Annotated in this window: 15 protein-coding genes and 1 pseudogene; 4 read left to right on the top strand and 12 right to left on the bottom strand. The window is 63.2% G+C overall.

All coding sequences use genetic code 11. The features are described 5' to 3' along the window. Window positions 1–223: 223 nt before the first annotated feature. Window positions 224–1,186, top strand: a complete 963-nt coding sequence (locus AC5RUM_RS17335; protein WP_494036110.1) for a lipid kinase — start codon at window positions 224–226, stop codon at window positions 1,184–1,186. 135 nt (window positions 1,187–1,321) lie between these two features. Here the strand turns inward: AC5RUM_RS17335 and AC5RUM_RS17330 are convergent, their stop codons facing one another. Further along, entirely contained in the window at window positions 1,322–1,708 is a 387-nt protein-coding gene (locus tag AC5RUM_RS17330) for a winged helix-turn-helix transcriptional regulator (protein WP_494036109.1), read from the bottom strand. An 82-nt stretch (window positions 1,709–1,790) separates the two neighbouring features. Between AC5RUM_RS17330 and AC5RUM_RS17325 the strand changes: the two genes are divergently transcribed. Continuing rightward, window positions 1,791–2,201, top strand: coding sequence for a RidA family protein (locus tag AC5RUM_RS17325; protein ID WP_494036108.1), 411 nt, complete (start codon window positions 1,791–1,793; stop codon window positions 2,199–2,201). Between the two features lie 38 nt (window positions 2,202–2,239). Here the strand turns inward: AC5RUM_RS17325 and AC5RUM_RS17320 are convergent, their stop codons facing one another. Beyond that, a complete protein-coding gene (locus AC5RUM_RS17320; protein ID WP_494036107.1) occupies window positions 2,240–2,626 on the bottom strand; it encodes a VOC family protein in 387 nt (128 codons plus the stop codon). A gap of 96 nt (window positions 2,627–2,722) precedes the next feature. Then, window positions 2,723–3,538: a hypothetical protein gene (locus AC5RUM_RS17315; protein WP_494036106.1), complete on the bottom strand. Its 816-nt coding sequence runs from the start codon at window positions 3,536–3,538 to the stop codon at window positions 2,723–2,725. Between the two features lie 157 nt (window positions 3,539–3,695). Between AC5RUM_RS17315 and AC5RUM_RS17310 the strand changes: the two genes are divergently transcribed. Continuing rightward, window positions 3,696–5,087 (top strand): serine hydrolase domain-containing protein, encoded by a 1,392-nt coding sequence (locus AC5RUM_RS17310; protein WP_494036105.1) that lies wholly within the window; start codon window positions 3,696–3,698, stop codon window positions 5,085–5,087. Between the two features lie 45 nt (window positions 5,088–5,132). On the opposite strand, the gene AC5RUM_RS17305 is transcribed toward AC5RUM_RS17310, so the two are convergent. From AC5RUM_RS17305 to AC5RUM_RS17280, 6 genes and pseudogenes are all read right to left on the bottom strand, one after another. Further along, entirely contained in the window at window positions 5,133–5,945 is an 813-nt protein-coding gene (locus AC5RUM_RS17305) for an MBL fold metallo-hydrolase (protein WP_494036104.1), read from the bottom strand. A 207-nt stretch (window positions 5,946–6,152) separates the two neighbouring features. Then, the gene (locus tag AC5RUM_RS17300) at window positions 6,153–6,956 is read right to left on the bottom strand and encodes a gamma-glutamyl-gamma-aminobutyrate hydrolase family protein (protein ID WP_494036103.1); all 804 of its coding nucleotides are present in this window, start codon (window positions 6,954–6,956) and stop codon (window positions 6,153–6,155) included. Between the two features lie 313 nt (window positions 6,957–7,269). Further along, on the bottom strand, window positions 7,270–7,872 hold the full coding sequence (locus tag AC5RUM_RS17295) for a TetR/AcrR family transcriptional regulator (RefSeq protein WP_494036102.1): 603 nt from the start codon (window positions 7,870–7,872) through the stop codon (window positions 7,270–7,272). Window positions 7,873–7,987: 115 nt separating this feature from the next. Further along, a complete protein-coding gene (locus AC5RUM_RS17290; protein ID WP_494036101.1) occupies window positions 7,988–8,854 on the bottom strand; it encodes an alpha/beta fold hydrolase in 867 nt (288 codons plus the stop codon). A gap of 45 nt (window positions 8,855–8,899) precedes the next feature. After that, window positions 8,900–9,898 carry an NADP-dependent oxidoreductase gene (locus AC5RUM_RS17285; RefSeq protein ID WP_494036100.1) on the bottom strand — a complete coding sequence of 333 codons (999 nt, stop codon included), beginning with the start codon at window positions 9,896–9,898 and terminating at the stop codon, window positions 8,900–8,902. A 292-nt stretch (window positions 9,899–10,190) separates the two neighbouring features. Then, a pseudogene (locus tag AC5RUM_RS17280) lies at window positions 10,191–12,269 on the bottom strand (amylo-alpha-1,6-glucosidase); the annotation flags it as partial. A gap of 17 nt (window positions 12,270–12,286) precedes the next feature. On the opposite strand from AC5RUM_RS17280, the gene AC5RUM_RS17275 reads away from it, so the two are divergent. Beyond that, a complete protein-coding gene (locus tag AC5RUM_RS17275) occupies window positions 12,287–12,430 on the top strand; it encodes a hypothetical protein (RefSeq protein WP_494036099.1) in 144 nt (47 codons plus the stop codon). A gap of 75 nt (window positions 12,431–12,505) precedes the next feature. Here AC5RUM_RS17275 and AC5RUM_RS17270 read toward each other — a convergent pair whose 3' ends face one another. The 3 genes from AC5RUM_RS17270 to AC5RUM_RS17260 form a co-directional block, all read right to left on the bottom strand. Beyond that, on the bottom strand, window positions 12,506–12,826 hold the full coding sequence (locus tag AC5RUM_RS17270; RefSeq protein ID WP_494036098.1) for a DMT family transporter: 321 nt from the start codon (window positions 12,824–12,826) through the stop codon (window positions 12,506–12,508). Continuing rightward, window positions 12,823–13,164, bottom strand: coding sequence for a DMT family transporter (locus AC5RUM_RS17265; RefSeq protein ID WP_494036097.1), 342 nt, complete (start codon window positions 13,162–13,164; stop codon window positions 12,823–12,825). Before AC5RUM_RS17265 ends, AC5RUM_RS17270 begins: the two co-directional genes overlap by 4 nt. A gap of 87 nt (window positions 13,165–13,251) precedes the next feature. Further along, window positions 13,252–13,890: an isochorismatase family protein gene (locus tag AC5RUM_RS17260; RefSeq protein WP_494036096.1), complete on the bottom strand. Its 639-nt coding sequence runs from the start codon at window positions 13,888–13,890 to the stop codon at window positions 13,252–13,254. Window positions 13,891–14,002: the final 112 nt, after the last annotated feature.

Raw genomic sequence — 14,002 nt, 5'->3', positions numbered from 1 at the left:
ATCGGGAGGTTCCGGTGAGTGTGGATCCGGTGTCCGGAACGGAATTCAGTTATGGATGCTGTCAGTCGGTTTCTGGCCCACGGCAGAAGTGGCAGTCGTCGTCGCAGGTGGAAGCAGCGGCTTGTGGCTGAGGAACCGACCGGACCTCTTCGTGTTGCAGTCGTTGATGCGAACCTGGTTCCACATTGCCAAATGCTCGGTCCATCGACCTAACATGTCCCATATGAAGGTTGCCCGAGAGGCGCGCTCTGCTGCTGTGGTTATTAATGCCGGATCACGCCGGGGGGCGGCGGCGCGCGAACTTGCGGTGGACAAGATGCAAAAGGCAGGCGTGCCGATCACCTCCGTCCATCACGTCTTGTCGGGAGCGGAGTTGGCCGAGACGCTCGACCGAGTGGTTGCGGACGGGCACGACCTGGTCGTGGTCGGTGGCGGCGACGGGACTGTGTCCTGCGCCGCCGGTCGAGTTGCCGGCACGGACGTCATGCTTGGTGTCCTTCCGCTGGGCACCGCCAACGACCTCGCCCGCACGCTTGAGATACCGAACAATTTGGCAGAGGCGTGCGCTGTCGTCGCAGACGGGAAGGTGGTCGACGTCGACCTCGGCCGGGCGAAGGGCCAGCCGTTCCTCAACGTCGCCTCCGTTGGCCTGTCGGTTACTGTTACGGAGGCCCTCAGCCCCCGCCTGAAGCGGCATATCGGGCCATTGGCGTACGGTGTTGCCACCCTGCGCGCTTACGCTCGGCACAAGCCGTTCCGAGCCCGTCTCGAATTCCCGGAGGGGGACCACGAGCCGATGGAGCTTGAGGACCTGCTTCAAGTGGCCGTCGGCAACGGCCGGCACTATGGCGGCGGCAACACGGTCTCGCCTACGGCGGGGATCGACGACCACACTCTTGACATCTACGCCATCCTGGCTGCGCCGCTGCGGGAGCACGTAAGGATCGCTAGGTTGTTCAAGGACGGAAGTTTCGTCGAGCACGAACGAGTGCACCACCTGACCAGCCGATGTGTCCGGCTGGTCACTGAGCCACCGTTGTCGGTGAACCTCGACGGCGAGATCGCGACTGTCACGCCGGCCTACTTCACGATTGAGCGCAACGCCGTGCATGTGGTGGTACCGCAGAGCAGCAGCAGCGCAACGTTCGACGGACGGCGTGCTCCGCGAGAGGACCCGTCCATCTGAGAGTTGATTAGCCGCGTGCTCGGGCAAAGCGAGGATAGGCAGCGTCAGAGGTCTACGCGCTGACAGTGCCCTTGGCGCGAGGATTGAAGCCGGCACCTCGTTGTTCCGGCGCCAACTACGCGGGAGGCTCAATCGTCAGGTGTCTTGGGCCAGGTCCTGGAGGTCGAAGGCATCGCGTGCCTGTTCGATGTGGGGCATCTGCTCTGCAGCCCATTCCAGGAGCACGTCGATGGGATGGCGAAGTGTCTTTCCCAATGGTGTGATGCGGTACTCGACCGCCACGGGGCGCGAGCTCAGCAGCTTGCGTTCGATGATGCCGTTGCGTTCGAGGCGCCGCAGCGTTGCCGTCAGGGACTTCTGCGACACCGCGGGGATCGCGCGCCGCAGTTGGCTGAACCGGCACGGCCGCTCGCAGAGTTCGTTGAGCACGCTCAGTGACCACTTGTCGAGAACTTGATCGAGCAATTCCCGGTGTGGGGCGCTGATCTCCAGCGCGTCAGTATGGCTAGTGGTATCTGGCATGAAACCTGGTCTCGTTGAAGTGTCCTGCATCTACCAAGTATCAAAGATATACCAAGTTCATCTCTCTCTTCTAAGGAGTCTCATGTCTGTTCAGCGTTTCAGCCCAGAAGGCCTGATGCAGCCCGTCCCGTACCACCACGTCGCCGTCGGCACCGGTACGCGTCATGTTCACGTTGCCGGCCAGATCTCGCGTCTGGCCGATGCTACGCCCGTGGCGCCGGACGATCTGGCCGGTCAAGTCGCTCAGGCTCTCCGTAATACGGCGACCGGGCTGGCCGCCGGTGGCGCGACCTTCGACGACGTGGTGCGTTTGACGTTCTACGTGACCTTATGGGCTCCGGAGAAGATCACCGCTCTCATGGAAGGTATCGAAAGTGCCGCCGCAGAGATCGGACTGCCCACGCCGATGCCGCCGACCTCGCTGATCGGCGTCGAGTCTCTGTTCGAGCCCGACGTGCTCGTCGAGATCGAAGCAACCGCCGTTCTGGATTAGCAACACCGCCAAAGGCGACCGTCAGCGTATCTTGGACTTCATGCAGCACCCGCTCCGTATGGACGCGTGATCGCCTCGAGGAAATGCCCGTCAGGATCCGCGAAGTAGACGCCACGGCCGCCGTCGTTGTGGTTGATCTGCTGCGGCCGGGACCGTCCCGGGTCCGCCCAGTAGGGGATGCTCTGGGCCTGGATCCTTGCGAAGATTCCGTCGAAGTCCTCCTCGCTGACTAGGAAGGCGTAGTGCTGCGGGGAGATGGGCCGGTCCGCCGTGGCGAAATCGAGGGCCACTCCGTGGTCGAGGGGGACGGTCATGAACGACCACATGGGTTGGGGCTTCGGCAGTCCGAGCACGTGGGCCAGGAACTCCGCCGAACGGCGCTTGTCCGTTGCGTAAACGATGGTGTGGTTGAAAGCGACCGTCATGGTGACCTCCTCGGGTGTTTGTCCGCAGTCGGGGAAGCTTCGCGATCCGGGAAGCTGCTCCACATGACGGGTTCCGCAACGTTCGATTAAGGCTCATCAGGCCTTGGCGACCGGCAGCACCAGCATATAGCCGGTCGGCAGATTGCTGCTCCAGCGCCGCGGCTCGCGGACGACGAACTGCGTGGCCAACTGCTTGGGGGTGAGCAGGGCGTTGGGCGCGGGGGACGGTCCCCACCGCTGGTCGCCGTACGGGTAGAGCGGATCTTGAACGCGGATACCGGTGACCGAGAAATCGGGGAACTGGTCGGGATCGCCGACTGACGCGAAGCCGCTCATCACCCAAACGTGGCGACCGCGCCACATGACCAGCCCGACCGGCCGGCCTGTGTCAGCGATGGCGCGCGCCGCGGTCCGCAGCGCTTCCTCGTAGTCGGCAATGCTGACGACGGTGTACGGACCCATTCCGACCTTGGTCAGCACCTGCGCCCAACCTAAGGGATTGGCGCCGTTGAACGAGTTGGACGACCGTGCCCGGGCCATCTCCCACAGCTGGCCCTGCTGAACGGGATCGGCCCACGTCCGGGCCTTCGTGTCGTCGATGAGGTTGTGCATGATCTGGATGCTCGCCGCCACACACCACTCAAAGGTGTATTGGGGAACGAAGTCCCCCTCCTGGTAGAGGTTGAGGGCGAACGCCCGGGGCACCGGCGTCGGCGTGGGAACCAATGTCGGGGTGGGGGATGGGGGCTGGTGAGGAGCGGGGACGTCGTCGCGTGCGGCTGGCGGGGCCGAGGAGGTCTGGACCGGCCGATCGGTGGCAGCCTCATCGAGGCTGATGGCGGGCGTGCAGCCCGAAAGAAGCGTCGCTGGGACGACGAACCAGGCCAGAATGCGGAGCTGGACACCGATCATGATCAATCCATTTTATCTCGACGCGGCCGGAATGCGTCCTGCAGCGGAACGGCGCTCATGAGCCTCAAAGCCAGCAGCGACCGCCGGGAAGGGGTAGATCTCGCGACGCCGCTGGAGTAGGTTGAGCGCTATTATCAGCGTCGCCGGGGAGTCAACCGTGACCAGTAGCAGGCCCAAGAACAATCGGCATGTACCCTCCCGTTTCCTCATCGCGCTCGGCATTGCAACCGCAGGTGTGTTGGCGATCTCCGGGTGCACGTCCACGCCCACGGAGGCCCCACCGTCGTCCGCTGCACTGCCGTCGTCCACTGCACCGCCGTCAGGGGCCGCTTCAACTACCGGCACGACGGGAGAACAGACGGGATCGGGGACTCTGGGCGGACTGGACAAGGGTAGGATCCAGAACACTTTCCAGGCTCTTGCCAAGGAACTGCTCGTGCCGGGAGCGGCCATGATGCTGCGCACCACTCAAGGCGACATCAGCCTCACCTACGGCGTGACGAGCGCGGGAGGGACAACACCTGTCTCACTCGGCGATCACATCCGCATCGGCTCCGTCACCAAGACGTGGACTGGGACCGTCATCCTGCAGCTCGTACAGGAAGGCAAACTCAAGCTTGAGGATCCCGTTTCGAAGTACCGCTCTGACGTACCTAACGGGGACAACATCACCATCGAGCAACTCCTCACCATGCGTAGCGGAATCTACAACTACTCGGAGTCGTACGAGCTCAGCAAGGCCCTCGATACCACGCCGCAACGGGTCTGGGAGCCTGAGGAACTCGTGGCCATCGCACTGCCGCTGCCCGCCTATTTCGAGCCCGGCGAAGGGTTTCACTATTCGAACACGAATACGGTTCTGCTGGGACTCATAGCCGAGAAGCTGGATGGCAAGGGCTTCGCCCAGATCGTGCGCGACCGAATCTTGGGACCACACGGCCTGAGCCAGACATCCTTTCCGGCGTCGAACTCCTCGAGCCTTCCCGAGCCCTTCTCCCGCGGCTACATGTACATGGACAACCTCCTTACCCTGTCCACGACCAAGCTTCCGGCGGACTTGATTGCCAAGGCACAGGACGGCTCATTGAAACCGAATGACTACACAAACGCCAACCCTTCTTGGACATGGGCGGCCGGGCAGGGCGTCTCCACGGCGGGGGACCTCATGACCTTGGCCGAGGCCCTCACTGATGGCAAGCTGCTCAACCCGGACCTTCAAAAGAGGCGGATGGACAGCCTTGCGCCGATCGACGCGGACAACCCAGGCGCGGCGCTGTATGGCATGGCCCTGGCCCAGTTCGGCCCGCTCTACGGACACACCGGCGAACTCCCCGGCTACAACACCTTCATGGGCAGGGATCCACAGAACAAAGTGACTTTGGTGGTGTGGACCAACCTTGCCCCGTCACCCGACGGACGGGACCCCGCGTCGACAATTGCCCAGGCCATCATCGGGGACCTGTACGGCGCAGCGCCTTCAGGGCCAGCCAGGCCGCAGCCAACCTCAGAGACGGCGACGCCCGGAGGGCTTGAGGGCTTGGCACCGTGAGTGACACTTCGATCCCCAACTGACGCTAAAGGGGGGATGAGCGGTTCAGGTCAGATGGTCGAAGTCTCCTCGCGCCCATGCGGCGTGCCGGTTGGCAGAATCTTTCAGAACGGCCTTGGCTCCGGACGCGATTACATTGTTGAAGTTGCCGTAGATCCGATCGAACGTGAGCTCTCCCAGCTGGGCGGCGAGTCGCAACGCCACCGCGCCGGATAGCGGCAAATGATTCGGGTAGCTGCGCATGAAGGCGACTGAGCGCCGATCTGGATTCGGGAACACGCTGTCACCGCTCAGCAGAACTCCTCTGCCGCCCGCTCCTGCAGCCCAGTGCGCCACCGCGCTGCCCGGGAAGTGCCCCCCGGTCTGGTGAAGCGTCAGCCCTTCGGCGATGGTTTGACTGCCGGACCAGTATTCGATGATCGGATCATTGCGCCCCAGCCATCGCCGGTCTGCCTCGGCGACCAGTACGGGGACCCCACCGAGCCGATGTGACCATTCGACCTGCACGCCGAACATGTGTGGATGGCTGGCGGCGATCGCCAGGACCTGGCCTCGCTCCAGCACTGCTTTCACAGCGCTGTCATCGACGTAGCCGACTGGATCCCACAGCAGCGAACCCCCGTGTGTCACGACAAGCTGAGTGGTCTGGCCGATCCCGACCTTTGGCTCGGTTTTGATCGCTATAAGTCCCGGCTCATTCTCCGTCAACAGTGTCTGCTGTCCCTCGTGCGCCAGCCCGTCCAGCGTGAGCCATTTTTGTCCGTCTTCGGGCACATATTGCCGCTCATCACTGCAGATCGGGCAGACCTCGGGGGTAGGTTCGTCGCGTTCGACGGCACAGGTTGCGCAGATCAGCATGGCGGGCCCCTTCCAAGCGTCACGTGTCCTGCTTCTCCGCTTTCTTCACCTTCGAAGGCGGGGTTTGGCGTGCCCAGACTACGGCACGCGAAAGTGTGCTAGGAAGAGATCCCTGCGGTATCGATTGCGTTGGCCGGCCCGCCGCTCACTTTGGCGCCCGTGATCGCCCCTCGACCGTGAGAGAAGGAGCAGGGCGTCAGATACGAGTCAGTTAGCAGCCATTTCGTGGGCAAACTCCAGGGAATCCACAGCAGCCGGGCGAAGCCGCGACAGCATCTTGGCGCTGGCCGCCTCCACGAAGCCATGGAACAGCGCTTTCTCTTCCGCGAGCTGTTCCGGGTGCCACTGCACCCCCACACAGAAGCCCGCATCGGGGTGCTCAATTGCTTCGACTATCTGGTCTTCACTCCAGGCGGTGGCGATGAGCCCTTCGCCAAGGCGGTCCACGGCCTGGTGGTGCGAAACGGGAACGGCTTCCAGTGCGTCAGCCCCCAGGAGGCGGCCAAGCCGGGAATCGCGCCGGATGTCAACACGGATGCCATTGAACTGGTATCCGCCCAGCTGGTAATGCCCGGTTCCCAGGACGTCGGGCAGGTGCTGGTGCAGGGTGCCGCCGAGCGTGACGTTGAGCAGCTGTTCACCCCTGCAGATGCAGAGAAGAGGAACATCCTGGCGGATCGCCTCAAGGATCAGGGCGGCTTCCCACTCGTCGCGTTCGGGCCGGGGAGAGTCCGTTTCCGGATGCGGCTCCTGGCCGTATCGGGCCGGATCCACGTCCCAGCCGCCAGGTATGACCAGCCCGTCCAGCCTGCTGACCAGGTGCTCGATCATGTCCCCGGTCGTGGGCTGCGGCGGGAGAAGGACAGGAACTGCACCCGCGCCAAGGATGGGGGTGAGGTACTTCTCCGGGAGGAATGCCGCGCGCACGTCGCCGCACCCGTCGGTGCCGGCCCGCTCAAGATAGGTGGTCAGGCCGATGATCGGCTTGATTGCGGTGTCTGCGGCGTTCATGCACATGTCCTTCCGGGAAAGTTCCTACTGCAAGGCTACGAACGGCATGTGTACTCCGTGTTACAGGCCCGTCACTATTGGGTATCCATACCGGCTCGCCGCCGGAAGGCGGAGCTCGGATCCAGCGCGCCCACTTCAGTGGTGGTTCGGTTTGGCCAATTCGTTGGTGAGGCCGGTAATGGCGTCCTCGGCAGTCGGTGGGGGCCCGAACAAAACGGTCGCGTATCGCGGCGCTGAAGCGTGTTGCCGCTCAGAGGTCAACGCAAGGGAGGATGTCGCCGCGCCAGGAATACGACGCAGATTCTCGGAGGCGTCAGCGGGTCAGCAGCACGCTGATCTGTGCCCGGATGTCCTGCACGATGGCGTCGATGGTCAGGGCGGCGTTCACACTCACCGCCATGCTGAGAAACATGATCGCCGTGACAATGTGTGCCGTCGTTGCGGCGTTACCCGGCCCGAACCGCTCATCCCTGCCAAGAACGGCAGCAACGGCTTCCTCGGTCTGCGCGACGATGGAGAGAGCCGTTTCGTGGTGCGGCTCCGTCGGATCGCCGAAGACCATCTCCCGCAGGTAGGTGCGCCCGTTGTCGACCTGGACGCGGTTGCATTCCACGATCGGCCGCACGATGGACATCACAGCATCCAACAGCTCCGGGATGGTTTCGGCATCAGCCCGACCCCGTTCAAGGGCTTCAGCGTAGTGGGCGTTCTGCACGAGCAGGAGGAGTTCTCCCTTGGTTTTGGCGTAGAGGAACAGGGTTCCTGTGCCGATATCAGCCTTGTCGGCGATCTGCTGCGTCGTGACATCCTCGACGCCGTGCTCAGCGAACAGCTCGCTGGCTGCGGCAGTGATGCGGTCGAGCTTCTGCTGCTTGTTCCGCTCGCGCCGTCCGAGTGGATGGGAAGCGACAGACATGACGGTTCCTCCCGGAATAAACTGACTGGACTCAATTGTGAGTATAGGTCCCCGGCCCCCTCCCAAGGTCATTCGCGAGGGCGTCCAGCAGTCCATGCCGTTTTGGCGGGGCTGGTCAACGTGCGAGAAATTCGACGGCGACGGTTGAAAACTTGGCGTGGAACTGGAAGATGCCGCCGTGACCGGAATCGGAGTAGATGATCAGCTCGGATCCCTTGATGCGACGGTGCAGGTCCTCGGAGAGGATCGATGGCACCATGCGGTCATTGTCGCCGTTGGCGATAAGGGTGGGTTGGGTGATTTTCGACAGGTCCGACGGGGCGGAGCGGCCGAACTTCTGGATTGCCTTCAGCTGGGTCTGGAAGGACTGGGTGCTGATCGGCTTGTCACGGTCCACGGTGCGCTCCTGAAGGCGCCTGATGAACGCCTTCGCGGCCTGCTTTCCCGTGGCGTTGCGGTTGAAGAACAGAAACTCCTTGGGGTCCGATCGCGTCAGGGTCGCGCGGAGGATGTCCCGGTAGGTGGTGCCGACGACCTTGTCCATGTCCTTGCCGCCGCGCGGACCGGTACCGGTCAGCACGAGCTTGCGGACAAGGTTGGGATGCTTAAGGACCAGGTCCTGGGCGATCATGCCGCCCATCGAGAAGGAGAAGACGTCGATCTTGTCGTACCCGAGGGCCTGGATGAAGGTGTAGGCGTCGTCGGCCATGGCTTCGATGCTGTCGGGAACCTGACCCGTCGAGGCTCCGACGCCGGGCTGATCAAAGGTGATGACGTGGCGGTTCTTAGCGATGGGGTCAATGATGCGGGGGTCCCAGTTGTCCAGAGTCGCGGCCAGGTGCACGAAGAACACCACGGGGATGCCGCCCCTCGGGCCCAGCTCGCGGTATGCATAGGTGACGCCCCCGGCGGTGACAGTGCCGGCCGGTGCCTTGGCGTACGAGGTAATGACGGATTCGTTCGAAGTGTCGGTCTTACTCATGATGCTGGTTCTCCTGGATGGCTGGGATGCATGGCTGTCGGAGGCTCAGCTGCTGAGGGCGACGACGGCTTTGCCTCGGATGCCGCCCTCGGCCAGGGATTGCAGAGCCTTGGGGGTCTGGGCGAAGTCGAAGACCTTCCCCACGATCGGGCGCAGCACGCCCTTGTCCACGAGGGTTGCGATCTCACGCAACTGGTCGCCGCTGGCCCGCATGAAGAGGAATTCGTAGCTGACGCCGAGCTGCTTCGCCTGCCTCCGGATCTTGCTGCTGAGTGCCGCGACGGCCAGGCGCAGCACAGGGCTCAGGGCCGCATCGCGCGCAAATGTAGGGTCCGGGGGCCCGGAGATTCCGATCGCTTTCCCTCCGGGCTTCAGGATGCGCAGTGACTTCTCGAGGTTCTCCCCGCCCAGGCTGTCCAGCACCAGGTCGTATCCGGTGAGGAGTTGCTCAAAGTCCTGCGTGCGATAGTCGATTACGGTGTCCGCGCCGAGGTCGCGCACGAACTCGGCATTGGGGCCGCTCGTGGTGGTTGCAACAGCAGCTCCGAGGTGTTTAGCGAGCTGGATCGCGATCGAGCCGACCCCGCCGGCGCCGGCGTGAATCAGAACCTTCTGTCCCGGCTGCACATTGCCCTTCTCGACGAGGGCCTGCCACGCAGTGAGTGCCACGAGCGGCAATGAACCTGCCTCGTCCATGCTGGCCGATGCGGGCTTCAGTGCCAGGTCGCCTTCTGCGACGGCGATGCGCTCGGCGAATGTGCCGATGCGGTCTTTGTTGGGGCGGCCGTATACCTCATCGCCGGGCCTGAACCCCCGCACCTTCGCCCCGACACGGATGACGGTGCCGGCGACCTCGTTGCCGAGGATCAGCTGGAGCTTGTAGGGAAGGATCTGCTTGAACTCACCCAGCCGGATCTTCTCGTCCAACGGGTTCAGGCCCGCTGCATGAACCTGAACGAGCACATCGCGGTCCCCGACGGTCGGCTCAGCGACGTCCGCTTCACGCAGCGGCTCCTTGTACTTGGTGATAACGAACGCTCGCATCGGGTGGTGCTCCTTCTGTCACATGTGTTGATTGGCATCCTGCCTGCGCGAGGAGGACTTGTCCTGAAGCTCGTGCCGCTAGTAAATGAGCATACTCAATTATGACCATGCTCAGTTAATTGTCAAGGCATCCTTACGCGGCGTTGGCACGCATAAGTGTTAGTGGAGAGCGTCCAGTCCAGGCAGCGCTGGCACGCGAAAGACGCCGGCGCGCTCACTGACGCGGCGCCGGTGGTGGCGCCACTAGGTATCGTGCTGTCGCCGAGGGGCGGTCAATGGTGATCGATGGCTATTAGCCGTCAGGTCTGGGCGCTTTGTCGCGGCGCAGCAATTCCAGCTCTGAAAAGTTGTCCAGCGGAGGCCGCGTTCCTTTGTGGAAGACCATTCCTTCCGGCAGTCCCTCCACCGCCGCGCGCGTTCCGGTGATGTCCACGGTGACCCGTGCCGTGCCCACCGGTGCATTTGAACCATGCGTGAAGCCCCACGATTCCGGCAGCACGGGGTCCATCCAAAGCCCACCTAGGGAGACATGAGCCTCGTAGCGCAGCAGGCTGCGGAGGAGCATCACCGGTGCAGCGGACGCCCATGCTTGCGGAGAACAGGCCGTCGGGTAAGGGAGCGGCTCAGGGCACTGGGAGCGGCTGAACCCGCAGAACAGCTCCGGCAGCCTGTTGTCCGTATATTCGGCGGCCTCCAACAGCGCGGTGGAAAGGGTCTGCGCCTCCTTCACAAATCCATAGCGCATGAGGCCCGCAACTATGAGCGCATTGTCATGCGGCCAGACAGAGCCGTTATGCTAGCTGACCGGATTGTACGCACCCATGTCCGTCGCCAAGGTGCGGACACCCCAGCCGCTGAACATCTCCGGAGACATGAGCCGGTCGGCCACCTGTTGGGCCTTGTCGGCATCCACAATGCCGGACCACAGGCAGTGGCCCATGTTGGAGGCGCAGGCATCGACCGGCCGCTTGTCCCGGTCAAGCGCGATCGCGTAGTACCCGCGCTCAGGTAACCAGAACACCTCGTTGAACCGCTTCTTTAACCGCGCTGCCCGGTCCTGGAGCTCAGCTGCCAAGTCCCGGTCGCCGGCGTCGTGGGCCATCCAGGCACGGGCGATATAAGCGCTGTAAACGTAACCCTGCACCTCGCACAACGCGATGGGAGGCTCCGCGAGGCTACCGTCGGCAGAATTGATTCCATCCCAGGAGTCCTTCCAGCCCTGGTTGATAAGGCCCTGATCATTAAGGCGCTCATACTCAACGAACCCGTCACCGTCACGGTCGCCGTAGTCCCGGATCCAGTCCAAGGCACGGTCCGCGTGCGGAAGCAGTGCCGCGATGTCCTCCGCGGGAACCCCCCAGCGGGAGACTTCGCCCAGCAGGGCCACGAACAGGGGCGTGGCGTCGGTGCTGCCGTAGTAGGCGGACTTGCCGCCAAGTGCCAGACCCGTGCCGACGCCGAACCGCACCTCGTGGAGGATCCGCCCGGGTTGCTCTTCCGTCAGGACGTCCTCGACTGATCCCTGCCGGTCGGCCAGTGTCTGCAGCGTTCCGAGGGCCAGCGACGCATCTAGCGGCAGAATCATGGACGAGGACAACAGCGAGTCTCGCCCGAACAGCGCCATGAACCAGGGCGCACCCGTGGCGGCGACCATGCGGTCGGGATGGTTCGGGTCGACGATGCGCAGGGCGCCGAGATCGTCATGGCTGCGATGCATCGTGCGCTCCACGGAAGGATTGCCCATTTTCACAACAGGGATAGTTGCAACCCAGGCCTGTTGCCGCCTGTCCTGGGGAGAAACGATGTCCGGAGCCGGCTGGAAAAGCAGTCCTTCCGCGACGTCCCCCAATTCCGGAACTACCGTCGTCCGTACGCTCCACTCTCCTTGAGCAGGAATAACCGTGTGGAACCGGAGACCATCGGTGCTGACCTCGCAGTCAGATGCCCGTACGATGACGTCCTTCCTCACCCCTTGCCAGATGGCCTCAATCCTCAGCGACCCGTCCTCGGGCCGGCGCGTCTGTTCCCATTGCCGATGGAACCGTCCATCTTTGACTTCAAAGAGGTCAGCGAAATCCGCATCCACGGAGAGCACGATTTCACAGTCAGACGGCTCTCGGGAGTAATTGTGAACGGTAATGTCCTCCAGTATTCCGGCCCCCAACTCCCGGTTGCGTATAACCGTTAGCGGGCTATCCGCCCGGCCGTCCGCACGTACAGCCCTGCATGTGTAGGTTGCGCGAAACGGGGAAGAAGTCCAGGCACCCAGCGGCTCCAACTCCTGGCCGTTAACGGTGAGGCACCAGCGGGAAAGGATTCTCGTGTCCCGATGGAAAACACCATGAGGGTGGTGGGCGAAGATGTCCCCGTTCTGCAGGAGGCCGAGCATTGCGGCGCGAGTGCGGGGACGGCGCCGGGATGGCGAGGGCGTTCGCCGAGGCCGGTGCCGCCGTCGCGATTGCCGATCGGAAGGAAGAGCGTGAGCTTCCTGGGCAGGCAAGGGCAGGCATCTGGGAAGTCGGCCGCGAGTGATGCAGGCCAATAGCGGGCTAAGGGACACAGAAAAGCACATCGGCCGCTGCCGGCTGTGAGGAGGTGTCCTCCTAGCTAGTGCGCTGCGCCCAACTCAATAAGGAGAACGCCGGAAATGATGAGGCCCAAGCCGGCGATCATGACGGGGGTCAGGTGTTCTTTGAAGAAGATACGGCTTGCGACCGCCGTAAGAGCGACGCCGGCGGCAGCCCATGTGCCATAGGCGACTCCTAGGTTCATGCCCTGATCCAGGGTCAGGCTGAGGAGCGTAAACGCGAGCAGGTAGCCGATTCCGACGGCGACGTACCAGACGCTTCTCCCCTGAGAAGCCACACGCAGGCATAGGGTGGCGCTCACCTCGGTGAGGATTGCCGCCGTTAAGAGCAGCCACATCATCGCGCAACCTCCTCGTTGGGACGTTTATGCGAACCGATTTCAACGCAGAGGACGCCGCCGATAACCAGGGCGACCCCCATAAGCATCATCGGCGTCAATGGTTCGCCGAAAAGGAGGGCTGCGAGCAGCACGGTGAGAATCACGCCAAGCGCGGCCCAGATACCGTAGGCAACTCCCAAAGCCAGCCCCGCCCGGAGGACTCCTGCAAGGAAGGCGAAAGAGGCGACATACCCGACAACGACAATGATGAAAAATGCCGGATCAGTCAGCCCCGCTTTCAGGGAGAGGGACGCGGCCACTTCACTGATGATCGCGCCGGCCAGAAGTATCCACTTCATGCATTTAGTCCTTTTAGAGTCGTTGATCGCTGTGACTTGATTTAGCCGGGTTCTCGGCTCCACCGATGGAGGAGCCGAGGCAGCCGGTTATGCTCGCGTCAGGCGTGCGGCCCCGGCTACTGCCGAGCTTCCAAGATCACTCTTTTCCAGGGCCTGCTGAGTTTCAAGGGTATCGGTCCAAGCGTCGGTGGTGCTGACGGCGGCCCAGTTCGAGTTCAACAGCGTGAGCAGGGTGGTGTGCACTGTTTTTGCGTCGGCGAAGCCTGCATCGTTGGCGAGGTTGATGGCCCCGGTGGCGTCTGAGAGTACTTCGGTCTTGAAGCCGAGGAACTCCGCTTCCACGGCTGAGGCGAGGACGCAGTTGTTGGTCATGTAGCCGACTAGGGTGACGGTGTCGACGTCATGCCGGCGCAGCCAACCGGCGAGGTCGGTGTCCGCGTAGACGGAGCCGTACTGCTTGACGACACTCTTCCATGCCCCGGTCCTGCGGCGTTCGATGTCGGGGTGGAGTTCGAATTCCGGTGTGCCTGGCGCGAAGACCGGTGCGCCTTCGCCTGCACTGTGCTGCACGGCCGCAACGGGGATGCCGGCGGCGGCCGCGGCGTCGACAGCTCGCGCGATCATCGGCAGGGACTCCTGGTGTGGCGGGTACTGGATCTCGAGGGGTCCATTGAAGTATTGCTGCTGGACGTCGATGAGGATGAGGGCGCGACGGGGGGTGTTCATGATGTTCTCCCGGATAGTGGTTTAGTGGCCGCCTGCTGGCAACCCCTCCATCTTTCGCGTGTCAGCTATCGTCCACCAGTGGCACGTATGCCTGTGTACGATTGATTTAGGC

The sequence above is a fragment of the Arthrobacter sp. B2060 genome, assembly GCF_059090445.1.
The sequence above is the reverse complement of the archived record's forward strand: the minus strand, read 5'-3'. Positions and strand labels throughout refer to the sequence as shown.

What these genes read in the sequence shown, in the direction of transcription:
- AC5RUM_RS17285 (WP_494036100.1), bottom strand. Translation starts at nt 9,898, where the DNA reads ATGCGAGCGTTCGTTATCACCAAGTACAAGGAGCCGCTGCGTGAAGCG.
- AC5RUM_RS17265 (WP_494036097.1), bottom strand. Translation starts at nt 13,164, where the DNA reads ATGAAGTGGATACTTCTGGCCGGCGCGATCATCAGTGAAGTGGCCGCG.
- AC5RUM_RS17295 (WP_494036102.1), bottom strand. Translation starts at nt 7,872, where the DNA reads ATGTCTGTCGCTTCCCATCCACTCGGACGGCGCGAGCGGAACAAGCAG.
- AC5RUM_RS17260 (WP_494036096.1), bottom strand. Translation starts at nt 13,890, where the DNA reads ATGAACACCCCCCGTCGCGCCCTCATCCTCATCGACGTCCAGCAGCAA.
- AC5RUM_RS17300 (WP_494036103.1), bottom strand. Translation starts at nt 6,956, where the DNA reads ATGAACGCCGCAGACACCGCAATCAAGCCGATCATCGGCCTGACCACC.
- AC5RUM_RS17270 (WP_494036098.1), bottom strand. Translation starts at nt 12,826, where the DNA reads ATGATGTGGCTGCTCTTAACGGCGGCAATCCTCACCGAGGTGAGCGCC.
- AC5RUM_RS17330 (WP_494036109.1), bottom strand. Translation starts at nt 1,708, where the DNA reads ATGCCAGATACCACTAGCCATACTGACGCGCTGGAGATCAGCGCCCCA.
- AC5RUM_RS17320 (WP_494036107.1), bottom strand. Translation starts at nt 2,626, where the DNA reads ATGACGGTCGCTTTCAACCACACCATCGTTTACGCAACGGACAAGCGC.
- AC5RUM_RS17305 (WP_494036104.1), bottom strand. Translation starts at nt 5,945, where the DNA reads ATGCTGATCTGCGCAACCTGTGCCGTCGAACGCGACGAACCTACCCCC.
- AC5RUM_RS17315 (WP_494036106.1), bottom strand. Translation starts at nt 3,538, where the DNA reads ATGATCGGTGTCCAGCTCCGCATTCTGGCCTGGTTCGTCGTCCCAGCG.
- AC5RUM_RS17335 (WP_494036110.1), top strand. Translation starts at nt 224, where the DNA reads ATGAAGGTTGCCCGAGAGGCGCGCTCTGCTGCTGTGGTTATTAATGCC.
- AC5RUM_RS17325 (WP_494036108.1), top strand. Translation starts at nt 1,791, where the DNA reads ATGTCTGTTCAGCGTTTCAGCCCAGAAGGCCTGATGCAGCCCGTCCCG.
- AC5RUM_RS17290 (WP_494036101.1), bottom strand. Translation starts at nt 8,854, where the DNA reads ATGAGTAAGACCGACACTTCGAACGAATCCGTCATTACCTCGTACGCC.